19 protein-coding genes are annotated in these 26,607 nt (G+C 38.6%); 12 read left to right on the forward strand and 7 right to left on the reverse strand.

Going from position 1 to position 26,607, the window contains the following annotated elements; translation table 11 throughout:
• Positions 1-463 precede the first annotated feature (463 nt).
• From I6F43_RS05795 to I6F43_RS05815, 5 genes are all read left to right on the forward strand, one after another.
• Positions 464-2,131: a methyl-accepting chemotaxis protein gene (locus I6F43_RS05795; RefSeq protein WP_197101418.1), complete on the forward strand. Its 1,668-nt coding sequence runs from the start codon at positions 464-466 to the stop codon at positions 2,129-2,131.
• Between the two features lie 120 nt (positions 2,132-2,251).
• The gene (locus tag I6F43_RS05800; RefSeq protein ID WP_231614031.1) at positions 2,252-2,770 is read left to right on the forward strand and encodes a MarR family winged helix-turn-helix transcriptional regulator; all 519 of its coding nucleotides are present in this window, start codon (positions 2,252-2,254) and stop codon (positions 2,768-2,770) included.
• A gap of 133 nt (positions 2,771-2,903) precedes the next feature.
• Positions 2,904-3,653, forward strand: coding sequence for a hypothetical protein (locus I6F43_RS05805; protein ID WP_007584826.1), 750 nt, complete (start codon positions 2,904-2,906; stop codon positions 3,651-3,653).
• A 313-nt stretch (positions 3,654-3,966) separates the two neighbouring features.
• Positions 3,967-5,319: a magnesium transporter gene (locus tag I6F43_RS05810; RefSeq protein ID WP_007584828.1), complete on the forward strand. Its 1,353-nt coding sequence runs from the start codon at positions 3,967-3,969 to the stop codon at positions 5,317-5,319.
• A 185-nt stretch (positions 5,320-5,504) separates the two neighbouring features.
• A complete protein-coding gene (locus I6F43_RS05815) occupies positions 5,505-6,566 on the forward strand; it encodes a DUF21 domain-containing protein (protein WP_197101426.1) in 1,062 nt (353 codons plus the stop codon).
• A gap of 33 nt (positions 6,567-6,599) precedes the next feature.
• Here the strand turns inward: I6F43_RS05815 and I6F43_RS05820 are convergent, their stop codons facing one another.
• On the reverse strand, positions 6,600-7,205 hold the full coding sequence (locus I6F43_RS05820; protein ID WP_007584830.1) for a TIGR04211 family SH3 domain-containing protein: 606 nt from the start codon (positions 7,203-7,205) through the stop codon (positions 6,600-6,602).
• A 307-nt stretch (positions 7,206-7,512) separates the two neighbouring features.
• Here I6F43_RS05820 and I6F43_RS05825 point away from each other — a divergent pair, with 307 nt between their 5' ends.
• From I6F43_RS05825 to I6F43_RS05835, 3 genes are all read left to right on the forward strand, one after another.
• Complete coding sequence (locus tag I6F43_RS05825) at positions 7,513-9,036, forward strand: CYTH and CHAD domain-containing protein (RefSeq protein WP_007584831.1); 1,524 nt, start codon at positions 7,513-7,515, stop codon at positions 9,034-9,036.
• Positions 9,037-9,460: 424 nt separating this feature from the next.
• The gene (locus I6F43_RS05830; protein ID WP_197101429.1) at positions 9,461-10,270 is read left to right on the forward strand and encodes a phosphate/phosphite/phosphonate ABC transporter substrate-binding protein; all 810 of its coding nucleotides are present in this window, start codon (positions 9,461-9,463) and stop codon (positions 10,268-10,270) included.
• Positions 10,257-12,488, forward strand: coding sequence for an ATP-binding protein (locus I6F43_RS05835; RefSeq protein ID WP_197101431.1), 2,232 nt, complete (start codon positions 10,257-10,259; stop codon positions 12,486-12,488). Before I6F43_RS05830 ends, I6F43_RS05835 begins: the two co-directional genes overlap by 14 nt.
• Before the next feature lie 39 nt (positions 12,489-12,527).
• Here the strand turns inward: I6F43_RS05835 and I6F43_RS05840 are convergent, their stop codons facing one another.
• Positions 12,528-14,045 carry a S10 family peptidase gene (locus I6F43_RS05840; RefSeq protein ID WP_165721271.1) on the reverse strand — a complete coding sequence of 506 codons (1,518 nt, stop codon included), beginning with the start codon at positions 14,043-14,045 and terminating at the stop codon, positions 12,528-12,530.
• 365 nt (positions 14,046-14,410) lie between these two features.
• Here I6F43_RS05840 and I6F43_RS05845 point away from each other — a divergent pair, with 365 nt between their 5' ends.
• The 4 genes from I6F43_RS05845 (at position 14,411) to mrcB (ending at position 19,925) form a co-directional block, all read left to right on the forward strand.
• Positions 14,411-15,634: a diguanylate cyclase domain-containing protein gene (locus I6F43_RS05845; RefSeq protein ID WP_007584842.1), complete on the forward strand. Its 1,224-nt coding sequence runs from the start codon at positions 14,411-14,413 to the stop codon at positions 15,632-15,634.
• Positions 15,635-15,854: 220 nt separating this feature from the next.
• Complete coding sequence (locus tag I6F43_RS05850) at positions 15,855-16,193, forward strand: P-II family nitrogen regulator (protein WP_004587162.1); 339 nt, start codon at positions 15,855-15,857, stop codon at positions 16,191-16,193.
• A gap of 9 nt (positions 16,194-16,202) precedes the next feature.
• Positions 16,203-17,432: an ammonium transporter gene (locus I6F43_RS05855; protein ID WP_010555509.1), complete on the forward strand. Its 1,230-nt coding sequence runs from the start codon at positions 16,203-16,205 to the stop codon at positions 17,430-17,432.
• Positions 17,433-17,582: 150 nt separating this feature from the next.
• Complete coding sequence (gene mrcB, locus I6F43_RS05860) at positions 17,583-19,925, forward strand: penicillin-binding protein 1B (RefSeq protein ID WP_197101432.1); 2,343 nt, start codon at positions 17,583-17,585, stop codon at positions 19,923-19,925.
• A 65-nt stretch (positions 19,926-19,990) separates the two neighbouring features.
• Here the strand turns inward: mrcB and I6F43_RS05865 are convergent, their stop codons facing one another.
• The 5 genes from I6F43_RS05865 to I6F43_RS05885 form a co-directional block, all read right to left on the reverse strand.
• A complete protein-coding gene (locus I6F43_RS05865; RefSeq protein ID WP_024608758.1) occupies positions 19,991-21,832 on the reverse strand; it encodes a methyl-accepting chemotaxis protein in 1,842 nt (613 codons plus the stop codon).
• A 178-nt stretch (positions 21,833-22,010) separates the two neighbouring features.
• Positions 22,011-23,291: a glutamate-1-semialdehyde 2,1-aminomutase gene (hemL, locus tag I6F43_RS05870; protein WP_197101433.1), complete on the reverse strand. Its 1,281-nt coding sequence runs from the start codon at positions 23,289-23,291 to the stop codon at positions 22,011-22,013.
• Between the two features lie 33 nt (positions 23,292-23,324).
• Positions 23,325-24,341: an aspartate carbamoyltransferase gene (locus I6F43_RS05875; RefSeq protein WP_007584862.1), complete on the reverse strand. Its 1,017-nt coding sequence runs from the start codon at positions 24,339-24,341 to the stop codon at positions 23,325-23,327.
• 114 nt (positions 24,342-24,455) lie between these two features.
• Positions 24,456-24,890, reverse strand: coding sequence for a CopD family protein (locus I6F43_RS05880; protein ID WP_007584864.1), 435 nt, complete (start codon positions 24,888-24,890; stop codon positions 24,456-24,458).
• Positions 24,891-24,905: 15 nt separating this feature from the next.
• The gene (locus I6F43_RS05885) at positions 24,906-26,588 is read right to left on the reverse strand and encodes a chloride channel protein (RefSeq protein ID WP_197101434.1); all 1,683 of its coding nucleotides are present in this window, start codon (positions 26,586-26,588) and stop codon (positions 24,906-24,908) included.
• Between the last annotated feature and the right edge of the window lie 19 nt (positions 26,589-26,607).

Genomic DNA, 26,607 nt, shown 5'->3' on the forward strand with positions numbered 1-26,607 from the left:
TTATTTATTCCTAGGGAGATAGGGTTATTGTATGTTAATAAAAAATTAATTTCTACTTGTTGATTTAACCTTGAGGTCAATATTTATACTCACTTGCTAAATGATCTAACTTGCTACAAGTAAAACTAATTAACCTAAAATACAGGCAGTAAACCTACATGAATACTATTCTATAGATAGTGTTTTAAATAACGGACAAATGTTGGGTAAATTATTTTTTGATTAAGACTAAGGTCTCTGCGTTATTGGTGTCTAAAAAACCCTGGTTGGGACTATAATATGGCTAAGCTGACCTCTTAAAACTTGGTCCTACCTGATTTTATTTATGCTTTTCTTATATGAGTTAAAAGCGATATAAATGAGCGAAGTTATTTTTGGGCAAATAAGTAAAACTGCAAACTATATTGGTTTTGCTAGATTTTAGTTGTTGCTGCATATACGCCTTTATTTACCCGGAGAACAAATGAGTAATTTAAGCTTGAAAAACAAACTGTTGTTATTAGCTATATTGCCCTTAATGCTACTTTTGATTAGCTTGATGCTGAGTTCTTATTATTTAGAGAATAAAAATCAGCAACAAAATTTTGAAGCATTTCAAACTAAACTAATAAGTGACAAACAAACGTTGCTAAGCACCGAGGTGGAAATTGCCAGTAAAATTGTTCGCTATCAAATAGCAAATGGCTCTGAGCAAGATGCTAAAAACGCTTTAAGAGATTTAACATTTGGTCAAGGTGGTTACTTTTTTATATACGACACAAATGGCGTTAGTGTTTTTCATGCATTATTAGGTGATGCTATTGAAGGACAAAACAAAATAGGGATGACTGACCCTAACGGTAAAAAAATAATAGTGGGCTTATTAGATCAAGCTAGAAAAGGCGGTGGTGCTTTTAACTACCATTTTCAAAAACCAAATACCACAGGTTTAGTTGAAAAGATGGGCTATGCAGCAATGATCCCAGGTACAAACTGGATGATTGGTACTGGCGCATATATGGATGATATAGACGCAGAACTACTTAAATACCAAACAGCAATGCAAGAGCACATGAATGATAAGGTAATGACCTTATTATTAATTGCTTTGTTTTGGGTTGTGTTAACCGTTATATGTGCGTTAGTTGCCGCAAATACAATGGTAAAACCAATACAACGTATGGCGCAAAGCCTTGACGACATTGCTAAAGGTGAGGGTGATTTAACCAAGCGTTTAGATATTGATACTAACGATGAAATAGGCCAACTTGGCGAAGCATTTAATATGTTTGTAAGTAAGCTACATGGTATTATTGCCAATGTGGTTGATGTAACACACGATGTAAAAACAGCCTCTAGTGATATAAATACACAAACACGATTAATTGAAGACAAGCTACTTAATCACAATCATGAAACAGACCTTGTTGCGACGGCTATTACCGAAATGTCGGCTACTTCTCATGAGGTGGCTCAAAATACGAATCAAGTGGCAGAGTCAACCCAAGCGGCAACGCAAGAAGTTGCTAAAGCTCAAGAGTGTGTTGATATTTCACTCAGTGAGGTGTCTAACCTAATGGGCGAGATAAACCTAGCCGCAGAACAAGTTGATTCACTCAGTGATCAATCTAAAAAGATTAATAGTGTACTAAGCGTAATTGGTGGAATTGCCGAGCAAACAAATTTACTTGCACTTAATGCTGCAATAGAAGCTGCACGAGCAGGTGAGCAAGGGCGAGGGTTTGCTGTTGTTGCTGATGAGGTAAGAAGCTTAGCAAGTCGTACTCAAGTTAGCACATTAGAGATTAGTGAAATGTTGAGTGAGTTACATAATTTAGTATCGGATGCTGTAGCCGCAATGCAAGCGAGTCAGAATAGTTGTAATCGCTCAGTAGAATCGTCTCGTGCTATTTCAGAAAGTTTAGGTGCGGTAACAACCTCAGTTAGATCAATTAACGACATGAGTACGCAAATTGCGACAGCGGCGCTGGAGCAAAGTAGCGTTACAGAAGAAATAAACCGTAATGTATTTGCCATTCAAGAAATCGTTAATGAACTAACTATTTCAAGCAAAACTACCTCTTCGGTAGGCCAGCATTTGGCTGCGCGTGGTGAAAACTTAGGACAACTCGTTGGACAGTTTAAAATTTAACAAAGTTTAAAGCTTTACAGTAAAAGCCGCTAATAGCGGCTTTATTTTTGTGGCTTAGTTTTAGCTGCTTAGTTTTTATAAAAATTATTGAATTTTTTGTATGTGTTAAGGTCTATCAGCATGCAAATATACCTATACAGTGGAATAACCATGCAAAACATGCCATCAATTAAACGTTGTACTCGAGAAGAGTTAGCGCCAGAGCAAGACTTGGGGCGTTTAGTGTCTTTTTTACGCTCGAGATTAGCCATTCATGTTGATGCCAAGTTACTCCCTATGGACTTAACCTCAGCGCAATATATTGTGGTAGTACTACTTGCGAGAGAGTCGGTTAATACGCTTGCAGGACTTTGCGAGTATATGGTTTATGATCGTGGCGCTATGAGCCGCTTACTAAACCGACTTGAAGAAAAAGGACTCATTATTAAAACGCAATGTGAGCTTGATAAGCGCTCAACTATTTTGTGTTTAAGTGAAAAAGGTAAAGCTCTTTGTCCAGAAATAATGCCTGTAGTAAACGAAGTCTATGCTCAAGCATTAAATGGTTTTTCAGAGCCAGAAAAAAATCAAATAATAGACTTACTATTTAAAGCTATAAATAATCTAGATACATTACCCGAAATTTCCCCCCACAAATAGATTATCAATAAAATAGCGATACTGTTTCAACAGAAAGTTAGCGTGCTAATTAGTTGATCTGATTGTGCGTAGAATCTAACTTTGATAATATAGTTGCCTAGGCAATTAAAGTTATCATCTTGTTAGGTTTGTTATGATTGAAAATAATTTGTTAGTACAATTACAGCAGCAATATCCAGAACATACTTTTATGCAACATCACTTAAGTGTTGTCCATAAGGGACGTTTTGCTAACGCGATTGTGTATCGATATAAAGATAATGAATTTGATTTAATTGTTAAAGATTTTAGCCAAAGCCCGTTATTTATCCGCAAAACATTTGCGCGACTATCTGTAAACCAAGAATATAAAGGATTGAGCCGTTTAGCTGAGCTTGATGCAGTCGCTAACCGCTTTTGTAGACTATCGCCGATAGCCGTAGCTTATAACTATATTGAAGGCACACCACTGCGCGCTTTAATTCATGAAGATAAAACGCTACCAGTAAGCTTTTTTAGCGAGCTTGAGCGTCAAGTAGCAAAAATGCATCGTAAAGGCATCGTGCATTTAGACTTGCGTAATATGGGTAACATTTTATGTGGCGCAGACGGTAAACCTTATTTTATTGATTTTCAGTCCACTATTAGCTTTTCACGTTTTCCGCGCTGGTTGCAACGCTTTATGCGAGGGTCTGACATGTCAGGTGTATATAAAGCATGGAATAAATTGGGTGAGCAACCTCTGCCACAAAAAAAGCAAGACTATTTAGAGCGCTTTAATCACGTGCGTAAACGCTGGATTTTTAAAGGTTACCCAATACAGCGTGGCTATGCGTGGGGCGCTGCACTTATTACTCAATTTGTAGATTCTGACTTAGTACGAAATATTACTGATAGACTTTAATTTAAAGCATAAACCGTAATTTAAAAACACCTAATTCATTGTGTGATTTTGCCCATATTAGCCTAGCTAATATGGGATTTTTTTTATTATAAGTAATCCCTTTGGTTTGCTTACTTGTTGTTTAATCCCTCAAAAACAATTCCTTTTACTGTTTTTTTAATTTTTTAAAATAAATATTAGTACTGCATTTAGTTTGCCCATACAATGCGCAAAAGTAGCTTGCGCATACTTAATAAGTTCACGTTTTTTCTGCAATTTTTTATTGTTCAAGTAGACTATAAATAATGTGCGCTTTTAAATTTAAGGTTTTAAGATGATTGAGTATCCGGTAGACCAACTTCCACAACTCATAAATGATTTACTGCAATGCGATACAACAGAACGTAAAAATAAATTATTAGCAGATGCGCAGTTAACGCTTTCAACAGAGCACCTGTCATTACTTTTTGAGGCGATACCAAAAGAACAACGACTTGAAATTTGGCAGTTGCTTGACGAAGACACGCAACACGAAATTTTTGTTAATTTAAGTGAAGACAGTTGTCTGTGGTTACTGCAAACACTAGAAGACACTGAGGCTTTTAAACTTCTTGATGAAGTTAATGTAGAAGAGTTACTGGAACTTGAAGAAGTTATACCAGAGCGATTTGTTGAGTATGCAAAAAAGCAACTCGATGAAGCGCAAACCAAACAATATGATTTAGCGCAGCAATACCCGCCAGAACAACTTGGTCACTGGTTAGGTTTTGACTTTTTAAAAGTATCAGAGAAGCTAACTGCCGGTGGCGCTAAAAAATTGCTACATAAAGGTTTACCGCAATACAGTGAAGTTATTTATTTAGTAAGCCGCAAGGGTAGTTTAATAGGTGAGGTTGCGGTAAATGATTTAATAAAAGCCAGCGACACCGATAACTTAATGACATTGGCAAATCATGACTTTTCATCGCTCCATGCTGATGATGATTTATATGAAGCGGCAGAAGTGGTGATCCACAGTGAAAAAATGGCACTGCCAGTGGTTAATGCAGATAACAAATTACTTGGGCGATTAACCATTGCCTCAGCGTATGAATTACGCCAAGAAATTGCTGATGAAGCTGCCGCTAAAGCCGGTGGTTTACGTGAAGACGAAGACCTGTTCGCAAGTGTGCGAAAAAGTGCTAAAAACCGTGGTATATGGTTAGGTATTAACTTAGCTACTGCCTTTTTAGCGTCCTGGTTCATCGGTTTATTTGGCGCAACTATAGAACAGGTTGTAGCACTCGCTGTATTAATGCCAGTGGTTGCTTCTATGGGCGGGATTGCAGGCAGTCAAACATTAACCGTTATTGTGCGTGGTTTAGCGCTCGGACAGGTTACAGATTCAAACCGCAATGCGTTACTTAAAAAAGAGCTACGTGTTGGCGCTGTAAATGGCTTGGTATGGGCGTTTGTAATAGGTCTGCTTACCTTCTTATGGTTTAACGATTTAATGCTCAGTATTACGATTACGGTAGCCATATTATTGAATTTAGTCGCTGCGTCACTAGCGGGTGTTGTTATTCCGTCTATTTTAGACAAAATGAAAATTGATCCTGCGTTATCTGGCTCGGTAATTTTAACTACCGTTACCGATATTGTTGGGTTTGTTACCTTTTTAGGTTTAGGCAGTTTATTGCTTTTATAAGCCTTATACCAATTCGCTTAATTAAGTGCTCTATTTTGAGGGAAGAAAATCGTGTCGATAACAAGGCAAAAATTTCGTTATTTAGTTGTTCTATATCAGAAATTTTTAACGTAGTTAGCGTCAGATTTAACCCCTCAAATTGATTAAGTATTATTGCGGATTGGTATTACTAACAGGAAAATACAATGACCTTTGAAGTCATGATTTGGTGTGCAATTGCTTTGTGTATTTCACAATCGGCAATATTTTCGGGCTTAAACTTAGCGTTTTTTTCACTAAGTAGGCTTCAGCTCGAAATGGAAAGTGCAAAAGGGAACGAGGCGGCCATAAAAGTGATGGCCCTTCGAAACGACTCTAACTTTTTATTATCGACTATTTTGTGGGGCAACGTAGGTATTAACGTACTACTTACACTACTTTCTGATTCGGTATTAATAGGCGCAAGTTCGTTTTTATTCTCAACTATCGCAATTACTATTATTGGTGAAATAACACCGCAGGCTTATTTTTCGCGTAATGCGCTAAAAATGGCGAGCCTACTTTCGCCGCTAATTAAGTTTTATCAGATTCTGTTTTATGTAGTTGCTAAGCCAACGGCTTTAATTCTTGATGCATGGTTAGGTAAAGAGGGGATTACGTACTTTGCTGAAAGTGAGCTCAGAGGTATTATTCGCAAACACATAGAAGCAGAAGAGGCTGATGTTCAGCACGTTGAGGGAATAGGCGCGCTTAACTTTTTTAGCTTAGATGAAATAAGCGTAACCAAAGAGGGTGAGGTAATTGATCCAGACTCTATTATTGCTTTGCCTACTAAGCTTGATTTGCCTATTTTCCCAGACCTTACATTAACGACTGATAATGAGTTTTTACGAAAACTACATAAGTCAGGTTATAACTGGGTGATCATTACCAATGAAGACGGTTGGCCTTTATTAGTGGTAGATGCTGACGGCTTTTTACGTTCGGCCTTGTTTGAACCAGAGACGTTCGACCCTTATCATTATTGTCATAGACCTATTATTGTTGCTGATGAAGCGATGCGCCTGAGTGAAGTTATTTTAAAAATACGGGCTAGTCATTCTTTAGATAAATCGTTTGATGGGGCCATTGATCACGATGTGGTGTTAGTGTGGAGTGATGTGAAGCGCATTATTACCGGCGCTGATATATTTGGTCGGTTACTCAAAGGTATGAGTGCACCAAAACTCGAACTGCATGAAAATACAGAAAATAAAAAGCCGCTATAAAGCGGCTTTTTTGTATTCTATAGAAAGAGGGGGTTATGCCCAACCTTCGTAGCGCTTACGACGCGACAACACTATCGTTAATATAATACCTAAAAACAGGCCTAAAAACGCAATAGCACCACCGTAAGTAAGTAGCTGACGTTTCTCTTTTGAGCTAGCAGCTTCCTTTTGGGTGCGCTCTTGTTCTAGTGTCGTTTTAAGCTTAGTAATTTGGGCCGATAACTGCAGGTTTTGATCAGTTAAAGTTTGGTTTTGCTCTTGTAGCTGCGGAAGTTCTATTTGAGCTTGGCGCAGGTTTTCTTGCATAGTGCTCATTTCGCTACTTAGTGTTTTGTACTGTTGGTGTAAGCCTGCCGTTTTGGTAACAAACTTAGTTTCTATCCAACCTTCGCGGTCTTTATCATCTTTAATTTTTATAAAGCCGTTTTCTTCAGCAGATAACAAGGTTAACTTTGTTCCAGCATCTACAGAGCCGAGTAGTCGATAATTCTTACTCGCACCAGAGCGCATAAAAGTATATAAATTATCGATAATATAAGCGGTGTTTGCATTAGTTGAATTTGCAGGTTTTGCTTCTTCTGCATAACTCATAAATGTGGTGGCTGTTAAAAGTAGCCCTAATAAACAATGTTTTAGCATTTATCTACCTTGTTGATCTAACTGCGTCCGTTATGAACGTGATTTTTATTTCACATAAGTAGTTAGATAGTATGGATTAAATAGCTCAATAGCAAGACTGATATTGTAACCCAGTAGGGTAACACAGGAGCAGTTACCTAGCCCACTAGGTTACAAACCTCGCCCCACGATTAAATTGCCTCTAGATAGAACGAATTTTAATCCACAAAGGTCAACAGGCACTAAAATAAGGCTAAAAAATTTGCATTGTTAGTGTGCTTTGTTTATTTTGAGCACTTATTTATTTTAAAGGTAATCCGCAAACCGAATGGATACTGAGATAGAACTGAAATTTTTGGTATCAGATGCCGTTATTCCACTGATCCCCTCGTTAATTACTCAATTTGCAAAAACGGTGAAGAATAAACCGTCACGCAGCTTACAAAATGCATACTACGACACGCCAAGCCGAGAGCTTAGAGCGCTTGACATAGGCTTTAGAACTCGCTGTTCTGACAGCGAATGCGAGCAAACTATAAAGCTTGCAGGTGAAGTTGTAGGTGGTTTACACCAACGTCCAGAGTACAATTTACCAATTGAATCAAGTCGCCCTAATTTAATGGCGTTTGATGCTGATATTTGGCCTCATGGCATGCAAATAAGCGCAATCTCAAAAAACTTGTATCCAATATTTAGTACTAACTTTATTCGTCGTACTTGGTTAATTGAAACCGAAAGTGGCGCTAAAATTGAAGTTGTACTCGATAAAGGTGAAATTGCGGCTTCGGGTAAAATTGAAATTATTAGCGAGCTTGAAATTGAGCTTGTTGAGGGCAGTCGTAATGAGTTGTTTGCGTTTGCAGATGTACTGGTTAGCCAGAACTGTATCCGTTTAGGATTATACTCTAAGGCCGCGCGTGGTTATCGCCTTGCAGATGAAAAACCTTTAACACCAAGCAAATCTATTGGTTTTGTTCAATTACCAAAGTCGACTACCCAAGAGCGTGCTTTAGTTGAAGCCATGAACTTTGGCATTCGCTTTGTGCAAAAGCATGAGCAATGCTATTTCGATAAGCCAAGTTTAAAAACGCTTAAACGCGTAACTGACGGCATTAGCCTAATACGCCATACTTTTTGGCTGTACGACGATATAGTATCCAAAGAAAGTACAGAACATTTACGTACAGAGCTTAAATGGTTATTAAGCGAATTAGCGTGGGTAGAAAACGCGATTCAATTAAAAACGTACACGTCTAAACGCCATGCTTTTTATAAAAAAATTAATGCTGCTCCAGCACTGACTCAAGTCATTGGTGATTTAAAAGAGTTACAGCCAAGCATTGACGATATAAATGCACTGTTTCATAGCGCGCGTTATAATCGTTTATTACTGTCGTTAACTACGTGGTTAATTGATAAACAGTGGCGTAAAGATTGGGGGCAAATAGAGCTTCAAGCGGCTGAGCAAAACGTGTCGTCCATTGCGAGTAGGCTTTTTAATAAAGACTGGAAAAATCTGCATGAATTACTGCCTAAAGAACAAACACTCGATGTCGCTTCGTATTTAAACCTGCGCACTCAACTTGAAAATAGTTTACTGAGCGGTAACTGCTTAGGATCGTTATTTGATAAAGAGGAACGCCTAGAGTTTAGATTGCCTTGGCTTGATATTTCTCATGGTATTTATGAGTTAAGTACGCTTGAGTATTTAAAGCAGTTATGTGCTGGGCAAGAAGACGAACAGCTTGCTAAAATCCAGTCATGGCTTGAACAAAAGTCTGAATATTTGGTTAGTGCGATGGAGCAAAGTCGCCTTGCTTCATTTGACATAGAACCTTACTGGCAAAAATAAATGATGCACTTTTGTAATGAAATTCAGTTACAAAAGTGCTTATCCGTTATTTTTTAACTCGTTATTTTTAACACTTACGCTGAGCCAACATGGCATTTGTATAAAAACAAAAATGGCCTAAGTGTGTATTATCAAAGCCACAGTGATAATATTTTTGAAGTAAAAGCGCAGATGAGCAAAATACCAACCAGCTTTGCCTCATGGATCAATCCCTACTTGGCTAAGCAATAAAGCCGGCCTAAAAAGTACTTACAACATCTTTATTAATTTTCATCGTATGCTCACAGATAAAAAATACACTCCAAAACGACCTGTAATCAAAGTAGGTCAGTGCTAAATATCGAATATATAATAATTTTATGGTGTGTTGAGTAGTCTTTAACTAAGCTTAAACAATAATGACACGCTATTATTTGGAGAATTGATGAAGTATTTAGTGGCTATATTATGTTTGATGCACAGCTCACTCTTATTGGCTCAAGAATATACCTTTGGTGTAGTGCCGCAATATGAGCCGCAAAAGCTAAATGCTATTTGGCAACCTTTGTTAAAGCAAGTAAGTAAGCAAACAGGGGTATCAATAAAGCTAATTACAGTTGAGTCTATTCCGGTATTTGAAAAAGCCTTTGCTAATGGCGAGTACGACTTTGCATACATGAATCCATGGCACAGTGTTGTAGCATATGAAAAGCAGGGATATTTGCCACTAATAAAAGATGCAGGGCGAAAGCTGCAAGGTATTTTGCTCGTAAACAAAGACAGTGGTATTGATAATTTAAGCCAACTAGAGGGCGCCGAAATAGCATTCCCTGCACCTAATGCATTAGGTGCGTCATTATTAATGAGAGCCGACTTAGCGTTGTTGTATGGGCTAACAATAAAGCCTGTATATGTTCAAACCCACCCTTCGGTATATTTAAATGTAGCACTGCATTCAACAATGGCGGGCGGTGGTGTAATGGGCACATTTAAACAACAACCAGAAAGCTTGCAAAATAAGCTTAAAATTATTTATAAAACGCGTGAAATTAGTCGCCATCCAATTGTAGTCCACCCAAGGGTTGACCCTGCAATACAGTTAAAAGTGCAACAAGCTATTTTAGATATTGGGCAAAGCCCAGAGCATAAACATTTACTTGCAGGTATCCCAATTATTAAACCTAGTATTGCAACTTTAGCAGAGTATCAGCAGTTAACTCAGTGGGGCTTGCGCTCATTTTATGTTGAAAATTAGAGGGTTTCGTAGTCTGAGGGCACAAAGCTTTATTGTTGTATTGCTTTGTGGCTTGCTTATGGCCTGTCTTTTTATGTTTTACGCCTTACCTGAGCAAGCGCGTTGGGTAAACGATGGGCTTTCAAAGGCTGCTCAGCGTTCTTTAGCGCAGTTATCGACCTCTATAACGACTCCGTTGTTAACTAGGCAGTATGCAGAGCTGTATGAAGAAATAGACAGCCAACTCCAAACTCGCCCTAATTGGAAAAGTATTAAAATTGTTGATGTGGATTCAAATAACCAATTATACCCGCTTGAAAACTGGATTGGAGCAAATAAAAACGGTGACATGTTGTTATCTCAGCAGGTGGTGTTTTTAGATAAACCGCTGGCTAATATTAGCTTGGTTGTTAATTTTACGAATGAAATAAACGAATCTTCAAAACTTCATTACACCTTAATATATATACAATTTATTATTTTAGTTATCGTTTTTATAGGTTTAGCTTGGCTGGTGGATTACAGGGTTACGTCGCCTTTAAGGACTTTAAAACAGGGGTTTTCACGTTTAGCCAAAGGTGACTTTGATTGTCATATAGATAAACAACAACAAAATGAAGTAGGTAGCGTAATAAGTGCATTTAATAACATGGTTGATGAGGTTGCTAATAACCATCAAAAATTAAATGTATTACGAATTCAAGCTGAGTCAGCAAGTAAAGCAAAGTCAGATTTTATGGCCAGTATGAGCCACGAATTAAGAACCCCATTAAATGCAATTTTAGGCTTAGCCCAGCTGTATGGATATGATGAAAGTGCTAATAAAGTACAAAAAGAAAACGCGAAAAGCATTTATCAAGCTGGAGAACATTTACTATTACTTATAGACGATGTACTTGATTTAACGGCTATTGAGTCGGGTAATATGCAGTTTAGTTTTTCTTATGTGCCTATTAAAAGCATATTAGAGGAGTCAGTAGAGCTCGTCACTGAGCTTGTTAAAGGGCAATCAATAACACTGCATACCCAAGGTTTCGAGTCCTTAGAAGGGTTGAGTATTTACATTGATCAGCGCCGCTTTAAACAAGTGATGCTTAACTTGCTTTCAAATGCGATTAAATACAACAAAGCAAATGGCAGCATTAATATAAATTGCCGGGTGTTAAGTAATAAACAATGCGAAATAGATGTAACAGACACCGGATGTGGATTTGCTCCAGATGACATTTCTCGCTTATTTAAACCTTTTGACCGTTTAGGAGCTGAAACCAGTAAAGTGAACGGTACGGGTATTGGTTTAGTGATAACTAAGCAGCTGGTAGAGCGTATGCAGGGTTCTTTAAGCGCGCAAAGTGAGCAGCACAAAGGTTCTTGTTTTACACTAAACTTTAATAGCTTTGATCAAACTGACTTGCCAGCACAAGTGCAATCTCCTCAAATAACACTTCAAAGTTTAGATACAGTAACTCTTCCTACGCTTGAGGTTTTAGTAGCAGAGGATCAGGTTACAAATCAGCAAGTATTAAAACAGCAATTAACCATGCTTGGAGTGTGTTCTACTTTTGTAAGTAATGGGGAACAAGCCTGGGAAACTCTGCAAAATAAACACTTCGATATTTTACTAACCGACATTCAAATGCCTTTACTCGATGGGTTAGGGTTAGCCAAAAAAATACGCGAAAACACTCATTTTGATAAACTTATTATAATTGCAATTACGGCCAACATTACCAAAAACAATATAGATAATTGTTATGATTGTGGAATGAACGGCTTTTTAACCAAGCCCATTGAGCTTGTTAAATTAAAATCGCTGTTGATGGAACACTCTCAAACAATGGTTAGTACATGTTCAGATAAATCTGATAGTGAAAATATAGCTTCAGATAGTTTTGATCAACTAGATATCACGTTATTAAAAGCAATGCTTGGTGATGATCCTACTGTGCACTGCATGGTGTTTAATGCGTTTTTACAAACGGCAGGGGAGCAAATTAAATTAGCTAATGCGTATGCTAAGAGTAAAAATTATGTTGATTTGGCTTTTCAGGCCCATGCCTTAAAGTCGTCGTCAAAATCGGTAGGGGCTATTAAACTGGCTGATATATGCCAGCAGATCGAAACGTATGCAGAAAATGAATCTATTGATAACAATGAAATGCAAAGTCTCGAGACCTGCTTCAACGATGTAGTAACGCAACTTAAAAGCTATTGTTTACGATATGAAAAACGCACATAAAAAATGGCTCATAAAGAGCCATTTTATGTTTAAAATATTTTAGTATTTAGCCGCTTCCCCTTTCTTAGGTAAAGCGTCCTGTATAAAGTCACGTAAATCGTTATTAGAGCTTTCTAAGTCAGCGTGGCGAAGGTACATCATATGCCCACTTCTGTAGCCTTTAAAGCTCAAACGGTCTTTCATTTTACCGCTTGGGTCTAATTGCCATAACGTATATTTAGCGTCAAAGTAATTGGTTGCACCATCAAAGTATCCTGATTGAATCATCACGTTTAAGTAAGGGTTTTGCGCCATTGCTAAACGTAGATTTTCGCCCGTATTATTACCGGTTCTATCCCATGGGTGAACATTACCAAATAAATTATATTTTACATCTGTTTTATAGTTTAGCTCTTCACGTAAGTAGTGATTAATTGCAGGAGTGAAAGAGTGTAACCAAGAGGTAAGTTCAGCCCAGTAGTCTGGGGATTCACCTGCGCCTCGTTTATCTATTCCTAAATAACGAGAATCTAAGCGACCCACCGTTTGACCACGTTCACGTAGTAGCTCTTTCCAGAAAAATTGAGTTGGAATATCCAAGTTATTTTGTTCAACAAACTTTTCTGATAAGCCTGCGTAGTGTGCCATTTTTGTAATAATTCGACGTTTTTCTTCAGCATTAATAAGGCCACCCTTAACAAGCGCTGGGATTAACTCGTTTACAGTAAACTCTTCAACTTCAGGTAATAACTCATCTAGATCTTTAGCTTGTAAATCGGCTTTAAGTGCTTTGTGATACCAAGCAGTCGCTGCAAAGTAAGGTAGGCGGTTAGCGGCTTTAATCGGGCCGTCGCGCTTAATACCAATATCAGTAGGTGATACGAGAACAACACCGTTTATGTACATCCATTGACTATTTTGAAGCTCATGAGCAAGACCCGATACACGTGTTGTACCGTAGCTTTCACCAATTAAAAATTTAGGCGATCGCCAGCGCTCAGCTCTATTTACAAAAGTATTTAACCACTCAGCAAGGTATTTAATATCGGCATTAACACCAAAAAATAGCTCTTTTTGTTTTGCTTTAGAAGGAAGTTCGCCTTTTTCGTTTTCAAGTACGCGAGAGTAGCCTGTATTTACAGGGTTTACGTAAACAATATCGGCAATATCAAGTACAGAATATGGGTTGTCTTTTACACCATAAGGTTGAATTGGATAGCCTTCGTCATCAATTTTTAATACGCGAGGACCAGTATAAGCAAGGTGCATCCATACAGAAGCCGAACCTGGCCCGCCATTAAACGAAATAAGTAATGGACGAGTTGTCCTGTCGTCAACTTTGTCGCGTGTGTAGTAGGTGTATTGCAATGTCGCAACCGCATCGCCTTTATCATCCCATACAGGTTGTGTGCCTGTGGCAACGGTGTAATTAAAGCGTTGACCGTTGATTTTAGCTTTATGTTGAGTAACAACTTTGCTGTCTACATCAATACGACGTTGGTTATCGGCAAGCGTGCTTGTACTGATTATTAATGCAATAACGGTTATCGGTAAACTGATAATACGACTAAGCTTCATTAGGTGTCCTTATTATTGTTGATACACCATTAAAGACATTAATGAGTTAAATAACAAAAGTATTGAGACTAGTGGCCGATAATACTAGTTAAGTAAGTGATTAATACACTTGTAGATTCGTATTAATCACTTCTATAGTTATTTTGGGTTGGGTTTCTTTATTTAGTTAATCACAGAATTCAGGTATATTGCGGGCCTACTTGTATTGGTTTTATATACAAGCTATCACCAAAAAAATCTAATGGATTACGCTTTCAAGCACATAAGTGCACTCTACACCGGATGTTTATGACTAATGCTATTGCAGTAATAGCGTTGTATTTGTCGTTTTGTTACAAAATTAATTAAAGGTAAAGAGAAGCTTTATGCAAAGAGTATTAGTGGTTGAAGACAGTAAAGTAGTGCAGCAGGTGCTTCGCCACTTAACTGCACAATACCTTGATGTAGCAATTGATTTTGCTTGGTCTTTAGCAGAATGCGCTACGTTCGTAGAAAAATACGACTATACGCTTGCGTTAGTTGATTTAACTTTGCCAGATGCTCCGCACGGTGAAGTTGCAAAATATACTTTATCTAAAAAAATTCCTACGGTTGTTTTAACCTCAAAAATAGATGAGTACAAGCGCCAACAAATGCTTGAATTGGGCGTAGTTGATTATGTTATTAAAGATAATCGCGATTCTTACCATTATGCCGTTAAGCTCGTTGCGCAATTACTCAGAAATCAAGGCTGTAAAGCACTAATAGCAGATGACTCATTACTAAGTCGCTCGTTAATGAAGCAAATGCTAGAAAAGCAATTGTTTGATGTAACAGATGCCCACGATGGACAACAAGCACTCGAAATATTAAAAGCTAACCCTGATATAAAGCTACTTATGACCGACTACGCTATGCCCTCTATGGATGGCTTTGAACTTGTCAAAGCGGTACGTAATTTTAGAGGCCGAGACGACTTAGCAATTATAGGCTTGTCGGGCGCGGGGAAGCATGGCCTATCAGCACGGTTTATTAAATACGGCGCCAATGACTTTTTAACAAAGCCATTTATGAATGAAGAGTTTCATTGTCGAGTACTTCAAACAATGGAGCAACTGTCGTTAATTTCAGATATTAAAGAAAGCGCACATAGGGATCACTTAACAGGGCTTCATAACCGACGCTACTTTTATCAATATGCAGAAAAGCTCCTTAAAAGTAAAAACCAGAAAAATACTTTGGCATTGCTTGATATCGATTTTTTCAAAAACATTAACGATACATTAGGCCATGAAGGCGGCGATCAGGCTTTAAAGCAGGTTGGTTCATTAATACGATCTACGTTTTCAAAGTTTACGGTTGCACGGGTTGGTGGAGAAGAGTTTGCCATAATATTACCTGAAATAGAGCTAGAACGTGGTCGTGAATACTTTGAAGCATTTAGGAAAAAGATGGCTAGTTACGATTTTTCTATTAGCGATAAATCAATTAAAATTACCACCAGTATAGGCTTGGCTGACTTTCAAGACACTAGTCTAACGCAGGCTATGCGTGTTGCTGACAAAGCATTATACGAAGCTAAAAACCAAGGCAGAAACTGCGTGGTATAACCCTTCTTAAACAAAGCTAGGTACGTGATAAATATATAGAGATATAGCACGCACCAATGTAGCTGACTTGTTAAATTAACGCACCTAATTGGTGCGTTTTTTTTAATCTTGAGTTTGTGTTTGTTACTAAGTAGCTGTTTTTAATTGATATAAAATAGTGGCACAAAGGTTGGATTGTTTAACTCAATAAGATAACAATAAAGAGTCCGAGGGGGCCGCTATGAAAATGATTAGTGCAATCATAAAACCATTTAAATTAGACGACGTGCGTGAAGCACTCGCTGATTTAGGAATTGAGGGGATGACAGTAGTTGATGTTAAAGGTTTTGGACGTCAACGAGGTCATACCGAGTTATATCGTGGTGCAGAATACCAAGTAGATTTTATTCCTAAGATCAAACTTGAAATTGCAACTCGTACTGAAAATTGTCAACGCGTTGTTGAAGCAATCACTAAAATTGCATCAACAGGTAAAATTGGTGACGGTAAAATTTTCGTGTACGACTTGGATCAAATTGTTCGTATCCGTACTGGCGAACTTGACGAAGAAGCAATTTAAGGGGGTCTCATGGAAAATACAATAATAGAACTAAAGTTTTCACTCGATACCTTCTATTTTTTAATATCAGGTATATTAGTAATGTGGATGGCAGCAGGTTTTGCCATGTTAGAGGCGGGCTTAGTTCGCTCTAAAAACACAGCTGAAATTTTAACTAAAAATGTCGCGCTATATTCAATTGCATGTACGATGTTTTTATTAGTTGGCTACAACATTATGTATGTAGACAATGCCGAAGGTGGTTTTATTCCTTCAATAGGCGCTTTAATTGGTACACAAGCTGCCGATGCTGACCATTCTTTAGAATCTGACTTTTTCTTCCAAGTAGTATTTGTTGCAACCGCTATGTCGATTGTATCGGGTGCTGTTGCTGAGCGTATGAAACTGTGGGCTTTCCTAGGTTTTGCTGTAGTACTAACTGGTTTTATTTACCCTATTGAAGGTTACTGGACATGGGGTGGTGGTTTCTTATCTGAAATGGGCTTTGTTGATTTTGCAGGTTCTGCAATTGTGCATGGCGCAGGTGCAGCCGCTGCACTAGCTGGTGTATTAATCCTAGGTGCTCGTAAAGGTAAATATGGTAAGAACGGTGAAATATACCCAATTCCAGGTTCAAACTTACCACTTGCTACACTAGGTACATTTATTTTATGGATGGGTTGGTTTGGCTTTAACGGTGGTTCTCAATTACTACTTTCGGATAAAGAAAACGCAACTGCAGTAGGCCAAATATTACTTAACACCAATGCAGCAGCTGCAATGGGTGCTATTGCAGCACTGTTTGTATGTAAAGTACTTTGGGGTAAATCAGATTTAACAATGGTCTTAAATGGTGCATTAGCTGGCTTAGTTGTTATAACAGCAGACCCTCTATCTCCATCACCATTAATGGCATGTCTACTTGGTCTACTTGGTGGTGCACTTGTTATATTTAGTATCATAGCACTTGATAAAGTTAAGATTGACGATCCAGTGGGTGCTATCTCTGTTCATGGTACGTGTGGCGCATTAGGTATTATGTTAGTACCGCTAACCAATGGTGACGCAAGCTTTGTTAATCAGTTAACGGGTCTAGTATGTATTCTTGCCTTTGTATTTGTAGCATCATTTATTGTTTGGACTGTGCTTAACAAAACAATGGGTATACGAGTAACCGAAGAAGAAGAACTAAACGGTATGGATCAACACGATTGTGGTATTGAAGCCTACCCAGAGTTTGTTTCTGTTCGAAATAGCTAATAGTTTATTTAAATAATAGTGTGTTTACACAAAGCCCTACTTCGGTAGGGCTTTTTTTGTTTCAGGGGGGGTTAACTTTTCGGATGTTAGGATATATCCAATATGCTAAGCTCACACTCGTGAATAACCCTTGGAATAAATTACACTTAAATGGCTGACAATAAAAAAACACCTACCAGTAAACCTGCAGTTAAACGTGCAAGTAAATCGTCAAGCAAGACAAAAAAAGGCACCTCAAAGGGCAGTAAAAAAACAGTGGAAACCACTGTTAAACGCTCTTTTATGAGAAAAACATGGTCAGTGTTTTGGAAATTAAGCTTGGCTGTTTTTATTGCAATGGCAATGTACTTCATTTATTTAGATTCAAAAATAACACGTCAATTTGAAGGGAATAAATGGCAACTTCCAGCGCAAGTGTATGCTCGTTCTATGGAGTTTTATCCGGGGCAATTTTTATCAAGCCAGGAAGTAGTGTTTGAGCTAGAGCGTTTAAATTATTCATCGGTTAATAGATTAAGCCGCACAGGACAGTTTGTTAAAACAGCAGATAGCATCAAGATTTATCGTCGTGATTTTGAATTTTATGATGGCCTTGAAGAATCACATATTATTGAACTTCGCTTTGCAGGGCAAAAAGTTGCGACCATTAAAGATAAATTTGGCAGACGTTTAAACTCTGCCCGTCTAGAGCCTGTGCAAATAGCGCGTATTGGTAATGACTCTAAACAAGATAGAGAATTTGTACCACTAGATAAGTTTCCAGCAATGCTAAAAGATACGCTATTGGTGGTTGAAGACCGTGATTTTTACGAACATCATGGTGTATCAGTGTTTTCTATTTTACGCGCGCTTTATTCTAATATTAAAGCGGGGCGCACCGTTCAAGGTGGTAGTACGCTTACTCAGCAGTTAGCTAAAAATATTTACCTCACGCGTGAGCGTTCTTTAGTACGAAAAATAAATGAGGCCTTTATTGCCCTTATTTTAGATTATCGTTATTCAAAAGATCAGATATTAGAAGCTTACTTAAATGAAGTATACCTAGGGCAGTCATACAACCAAGGTGTGCACGGTATGGGGCTTGCTGCTGACTTTTACTTTTCAAAGCCGGTAGATGAGCTTGAGTACGATCAAATTGCTTTGCTGGTGGCAATGGTTAAAGGTCCATCTTATTACAATCCACGTCGCTATAAAGAGCGCACAATGGAGCGCCGAGACTTAGTGCTTCGCCTTATGGTTGAAAACAAGCTACTTAGCACAAAAGAGTACCGTGCATCGCTTAATCGCCCAATTGATATTGCGCCAATGAAAGCGAGTTTACAAAAATCATATCCAGGCTATTTAGAGTTAGTAAACAGAGAACTAAATGAATTATTGCCAGATCAGCAAACACTTGATGCAGGCGTAAGAGTATTTACTTATTTTGACTTACAAAAGCAAACAGCAATGGAAGAGTCTATTGAAAAGAGCTTACCGTACCTGGAAAATCGTCCTAGAACCGAAAAACTAGAAGCAGCCATGATCTCTGTTAATGTAGAAAAGGGCGGTGTATCTGCACTTGTTGCAGGGCGCGATGTTCGTTATTCAGGGTTTAACCGTGTTTTAGATACAAAGCGTAATATTGGCTCGCTGGTAAAACCGGCTGTGTATTTAAGCGCATTGCAATTACCACATTATAATTTAGCTACTTTGCTTGATGACTCGCCAGTACAGGTTACAAATGAGCAGGGAAAAGTGTGGCAACCAGAAAATTTTGATCATAAATACCGTGGAGCAATCCCTCTTTATAAAGCATTTAGTAACAGTATTAATATTCCAGCGGTTAATTTAGGCCTCGATGTAGGTGTTGATAAAGTCGCGAAAACACTAAAAGGATTAGGCGCTAAAGGGGCGATAAACGAATACCCATCGTTGCTTTTAGGGGCTGTTGAAATGTCGAGTTTTGAAGTTGCTCAGCTTTATACGACAATTGCTGCAGATGGCGAATATAAAAAGCTCACTGCAATTTCGGCATTAACTGACTCGGTTGGTAAAGTACTTTATAAGCATAAAGTAAATGCAGAGCCTCGTTTTGATAAATCTGCAATGTATATGACTAAATACGCGATGAAACGCGTAACGAAAGACGGCACTGCTAAACGCTTAAATTTACACTTCCCGTCAATCCAACTAGCAGGTAAAACAGGGACTAGTAACGATTTACGTGATAGTTGGTTTGCAGGCTTTGATCAAAATACAGTGACTGTTGCGTGGCTTGGTCGAGACGACAACAAAAGCACGGGGTTAACAGGCAGCGTAGGCGCATTAGAAGCGTATATTCGTTACTTAAAGCCACTTAACCCACAAGCAATAGCTGATACGCGTCCACCATCAATTCGCTGGGCATTTGTAAATGAGCAAACGGGTAAGCAGGCACCACCAGGATGTGGCAAGGTGATTCAGCTACCGCTTAGAGCGAGTGAGTTTGAGCCAAGACCACAATGTATTCGTTAATTTAAGATTACTTTAAACAACAAAGCCGCTTATTTAGCGGCTTTGTTGTAAGTTGTAGTTAACGCTTAAGATTTAAAAAACTGCATTGATTTGGTTAAATCATTAGATAAGCGACTTAGCTGTTGTGCATCTTGCAGCGTTGATTGAGCTGATGTTAGCGTTTGATCTGCTAAATTACTCACCTCTTGCGAATCATTCAATGCTTGTGTTGTCGCATTTGACTGCTGTTTAACACGCTCTGCAATAACTTCACCTTGATGTTTAATGTCGCCCATACTTTGCTCTGCGCTTTGCAATACTTCATTGGTTTGATTGGCTGCTTTTACCGATTGCTCCATTTTTTCAACACTTGAACGCATTTTTTGCTGAGTGTCGTCAGATGCTTGTTGTAAGGAGCTAATAATTTGGTGAATTTCTTGTGTTTGTGTTTGTGTACGCTGAGCAAGAGTTCTTACTTCATCAGCTACAACGGCAAAGCCTCGACCATGCTCGCCAGCTCGTGCAGCTTCAATAGCGGCATTTAGTGCAAGCAAGTTTGTCTGATCGGCTATCTCACTAATACCTTTACTTACTTTGCTAATTTCTTGGCTATCTTGTGCTAGCTTATCGAGCGCTTGTTGGCTCTCTGCAAATTCAATTTGTAGATCTTGCATATATTTAGCAAGCTCCATTGTATTGTCTGAACCTTGTTTTACATGCGCAGCAGCATCTTGCGCGGTAAGCGTTGCTTGATGGGCTGACTCTTCAACTGCAAGTGCGTTTTGAGCCATTTCGCTTAGTGCATTATAAATGGCATTTACTCGGATTTGCTGTTTTGAAACATCATTGCTTGTTTGGCTACTCGCATGTGATAGCGATTTAGTTGCGCCGCATAGCTCTTCTGTACTTGCTTTAACATCAATTAATAAATGTGAAAATGCATTAAGTAATGCGTTGTAGCGCGATGCAATAATTCCCATTTCATCATTAGTGCTCGAATCGATAGTGGCATTTAAGTCGCCATTCGCGGCTCTATTCGCTGCATCAGCAAAGCGATTAATGGTATCAACAACTGCAAAATAAAAACCAATCATCAAATAAAATGCAAATAACAAACTAATTAATGAAGCAGCTAAAACAAGATTTCGAGTCCACTGTTGAGTTTGTAGTTTTGCTTCAATAAGGCTCTCAAGCGTTGGAATACTCTTACTAACAAGTTGATTAATACTGCTGTGAACATTGTTTGTTAGTTTAGTAAATTCTGATTGAGTTAATAAAATATCGTCTGGCTCAAGTAGTTTTTCATCTATCGCTTTTTTAAATGCACCAACAGCACTGTGTAAATTATCTAACGAGGGCATGAGCGCTTTATTTACTGACTTGTCTGCATTGGTGGCTACATTGAGTATTTTATCGAGTTGTTTTTCATATAAAGGCAGTGATTTACTAAAATTTGAAAGTGCTATAAACGTATCTGGCGTAAAACGATTACTTGCCAAAACAGTGTTTGCGCTTTGCGCTGTCGAGTTTATTTGCATTATAAGTGCAGGAATTGGTGTGACTAAAGAGCGGTTTACGTAAGCACTAGCTAACTGGCTATCTAATGCTAAGTTAGACTGGATAGAAACAAGTTCAAGTACATCATTTGCTTGATCGTCTTTTATATCAAAACCGAGTGAGCGAGCTATTTTTATATTTTGATTTGCTTCCCCCTGCATTTGATTTGAGAGTATTGACCTGTAGCCTTTTAAACCTTGTTGCTGCATTTTTGAAACAGCGATACTTTCACTTAATAATGAGACTAAAAAAAACAAACTAAGTGCAAGAGGAACGAGTAAAATTCCAAACATTAAGCTGATTTTAGTTTTGTATTTTAAATTTGCCATTAGCTGGATAGCGGGAAAAGAAAATTGGCGTAATCCTGACATAAGGCTCTCTTGTATTTTTGTAATTAGGGTAAAGGTGAATAGACCTTGTTATGCTTAATTATCATTCATTTATATTACTTTACAAATAAAAAAAGCCCTTTCGGGCTTTTTTCAATCTTTAGTCTTAATTACATACTGTAAAAACAAGCGTTTATAAAATATAAAAAGTAATTTTAACTTAAAGTTTAGCAAACGAGCGTTCTGCTGCCGCTATTGTGTCTTTTACTTCTTGTTCAGTATGCGCAGCACATACAAAACCAGCCTCAAATGCTGATGGAGCAAGGTACACGCCTTCTTCAAGCATAAGGTGGAAAAAACGTTTGAAGCGCTCTAGGTCGCATTCAGTCGCTTGTTTGTATGTCGTTACTTTTTCAGCATCAGTAAAAAAGAATCCATACATGCCGCCAGCATAATTAGTTGTTAATGCAATGCCTGCTTTTTTAGCGCCAGCTTCAAAGCCTTCACAAATTGCTTTAGACGTTGCTTCTAACTTATCGTGTAGACCTGGCTCACATAATAGCTCAAGTGATTTTAAACCTGCAGCCATCGCAATAGGGTTACCAGAAAGAGTACCCGCTTGGTAAACAGGGCCCACAGGCGCAATGTAATCCATTATTTCGGTTTTACCACCAAACGCGCCAACGGGCATGCCGCCGCCAATGACTTTACCTAAACACGTAAGGTCTGGTTTAATGTTGTAATACGCTTGTGCACCGCCAAGTGCAACACGAAAACCCGTCATTACTTCATCAAAAATAAGTACTGACTTATATTCGTCACACACATCACGCAAACCTTCTAAAAAGCCTTGCACTGGTGGAATGCAGTTCATGTTACCGGCTACTGGCTCTACAATAATACAGGCAATTTCGTCAGCGTATTTTGCAAAAATAGCTTTTACTTCATCTAGGTTATTAAACGATACAGTAAGTGTATGCTTAGCAAAGTCCTCAGGAATACCAGGAGAATTAGGTACGCCCATTGTTAGTGCACCAGAGCCTGCCTTAACTAATAACGAGTCAGCATGGCCGTGGTAACAACCTTCAAATTTTAATATTTTATCGCGGCCGGTAAAGCCACGTGCTAAACGAATTGCACTCATCGTTGCTTCAGTGCCTGAGCTAACCATGCGTACTTTTTCGATTGATGGAACCAGCTCTTTTACTTTTTCAGCCATTAATATTTCGGCTTCAGTTGGCGCACCATAGCTAAGGCCATTTTCGACTGCTTCGTGCACGGCTTGTTTAATTGCAGGGTGGTTATGGCCCATGATCATAGGCCCCCAAGAGCCAACATAATCAATGTAACGATTACCGTCGGCATCAAATGTAAACGCGCCTTCTGCTTTTGTAATAAATAGCGGCGTACCGCCTACACCATTAAAAGCACGAACTGGCGAGTTTACGCCACCTGGAATAGAGGCTTGAGCGCGTTCAAATAAGTCTTGGCTAATTGTCATGAAAAATCCTATAAATTGTCACTTAAAGAGGGTTTAGCTGTCGCGTTTGCGGCTAAACCAAGGTACGTCCACTTCATACTTATCGACTTTATTTTCTACGCCGAGTGTTAAAGCAAACAGTGCCATACGAATTAATACGCCATTTTGTACTTGGCGGAATATTGCTAAATTGTCGTTACTGTTTAAGTCGTTATCAAGCTCGTTGGCTTCTAAGCGACTATCACGTGGTAACGGATGCATTAACACAGAGTTAGGTTTGCAATGAGCGCTGTAAATAGATTGGCTAATTCTAAAACCGCCACGGTATTTATTTGCTTCTTCTTGTGAAGGAAAACGCTCTTCTTGAATACGTGTTTGGTAGACAATATCGGCGGCTAAATTACCTTCCATCTTGTTCACTAGCTCAATTTTGTGTCCTGCATTTTCTACGGCATCTAAAATGCTCGTTGGCATTTGTAGGCCATCAGGCGCGACCATCGAAAACTTTACGTTTTTATAATGGCACAATAGCTTTGATAGAGAATGCACTGTGCGACCATATTTTAAATCACCCACAAGCGCTATATGCATGCCATCAATATTTTGATCAAAACGGTGTAATTCACGCTCAATGGTTAATAAATCAAGTAATGCTTGAGTCGGGTGCTCATTTGGGCCGTCGCCGCCATTAATAACTGGCACAGTACAGCCATCAGCAAATTCACTTACTGAGCCTGCATCGGGGTGGCGCATAGCAACAGCATCGGCGTAAGCTGAAATAACGCGCGCGGTATCGTAAAGTGATTCACCTTTTGCAAGCGCTGAGCTTTGCATACCTGTAGTTTCACGTACACCACCGCCTAGTAAGTTAAAGGCTGTACCAAAGCTAACTCGCGTGCGAGTACTTGGTTCAAAAAACAAATTAGCTAAAATAGCGCCTTTAAGCACCGTTGTTTGCTTTTGTTTTTTAGCATAAGGCTCCATTTTTTTAGCTACTGCAAAAATACGTTCAATGCAGTCTCTGTCTAGCTGATTTACAGACAGTATATGTTCGCCTTGGAAACTTAACATGGGGTAATTCCTAATCAATCAAATGGGCGCGATAATCCATAAATGGAGCACGCAATCGCGCGTGTTATAGCAAGTATTGTAAATTGCAGCGCAGTTTAACATGCACCGAAACGCTTATAAATTAGGTTTTATTACCGCAAGTGCCACAATGATGAGCAGCGCAATAACAGGGAGCTCATTAAAAATACGGTAAAAGCGGTCTGTTTTAGTGTTTCGGTCATGTTTAAAGTCACTTAATAACTTAAAACAGTAGCCGTGGTATAGGTATAAAATAATTACCAGTACAAGTTTGTAATGTAGCCACATACTGTATTTAAACCAATCACGACCATATTCAACAATGGTTAACACACCAAATACAGCCGTTAAAACAGCAAATGGGGTTACGAAATAAAGTAACCTGCGCTCCATAACTTTAAGCATAGAGTTACATGATCTTTCTTCGCTCATTGCGTGATATACAAATAATCGAGGCAAGTAAAAAATACCGGCAAACCACGCAATCATAAAAAATATGTGGAGTGTTTTATAAATCAATAATGCGCTCATAATAGTCCTTATTGCTTAAAGTAAGCTGTTACGAATGGTTAAAATATGATGAATTTGATCCCAGCGTAATAGCCCCATAATTTGTTGATTATCTAAAAGGTTATAAACGTAAAGCGCGCCACTTCTTTTATCTTTTAGTATATCGAATGCATCGGCTAGGGTGGCTTGGCTGCTGATGCCCTGCAAGCTAATGTAATTTATATTTATTGCTTCATCAGACATTAGCGTTAAATCGTATTCAGCGAGGCGATAGCCATTTTCTTCGTCAAAAACAATCAAGGGTGTTTGGCTATCCATGGCATCAAGCGTATTTTTTATTTGCTCTTTATCGTCTGAGTAAAGCAATTTAAAGTCTTCATCCATATCATCCATTATTCCCACTTTTTGTAATGCTTCAGTAGCGGGAGATACATGGTACGGCAATCCCTGAAAATCTAATTGCTGCAAAAATATGGAGCGATTTCCAAAAAATTGTAATGCAGTTACATATGCAGTGGTTATAACTATCATCGCAGGAACGATTATTTCAGGTGATGATGTAAGCTCCATTACTGTTGTTAATGCAGCAAGTGGTGCATGCAGTGTAGCCGCTAATAATCCAGCCATACCTAAAACCCCATACGTACCCGCAATATCAGTACCCGGGCTAATATATTGAGCAAAAAAGGCCATTAATGTCCCAATTAATACACCAAGCCCAATTACAGGACCAATTAAACCACCAGGAATACCCAAACCAATAGCAAACAATGTGGCAAGTAGTTTAGCGATTAAAATGGTAGTAAGCAGCTTTACGTTATCAGGCGATTCAACCGCGATAGTAATCGCACTCATACCAGAACCCATAGCATGAGGCACTGCGTAAGCTATTAAACTGGCAATACAGCCTGCGATTAGTAAACGAGGAAACATACTTAAAGGTTTAAATGTTTTAATAATTAGCATTAAGTTTTGATTAAAGCTAAATGCTATAGCGCCCAGCGCCATACCGCATAATATTAAATAAGGGTAATGCCAACCACTTAATGGCGCTATTGTAATGAGTGCAAGTTCAGAGCCTTCACCAAAAACAAACTGCGTAGCGAGTGCACCAGTAACAGCAGCAAGCATGATTGGCACAAATATGTGTACTTTATATTCTCGAAGTACCACTTCCATTACAAAAATAACGGCTGCAAGTGGGGTATTAAACGAAGCGGCTATACCTGCTGCAACGCCGCAACCACTTAAAGTACGCATGGCGTTATGCGGTAAATGTAGTTTATCCGCTAAAATACTCGCACCTGTTGCGCCCATATGTACGGAAGGCCCTTCTCGGCCAACCGAAAAACCGCTAATGAGTGCAAGTGCGCCACCAACAAATTGATTAACCGTATTGTATAAAGGCATTTGCCCGTAATGGCGTTTAATACGATGAATAACAAAAGGAATGCCTAAACGGTAATGTTTAAAGCCAGTAAATGCAGCAAAGCACGCAATTAAAAATGCGGCTATTAATGGCATTAAAACGCGTTCAAGAGTCGGTAGGGTAGTAAAGTCGTCAGGTGTTTCCAAAAATAAGCTTTGAAAAAACAAAATAGTTAAGCGAAATAAAATAATAAAAAATGCAGCAATTAATCCGGCAATTACGCCTAATAAGCATAATTGTACAGATGTTTTAGGTTTTGCCAGTCGACGCCTGAGTTGCTCAAGCCACATGCATTATTTCCTCGCCGCA

Origin of the sequence: Pseudoalteromonas sp. NZS71_1, assembly GCF_015864305.1 — a bacterium.
Classification (GTDB): domain Bacteria; phylum Pseudomonadota; class Gammaproteobacteria; order Enterobacterales; family Alteromonadaceae; genus Pseudoalteromonas; species Pseudoalteromonas arctica.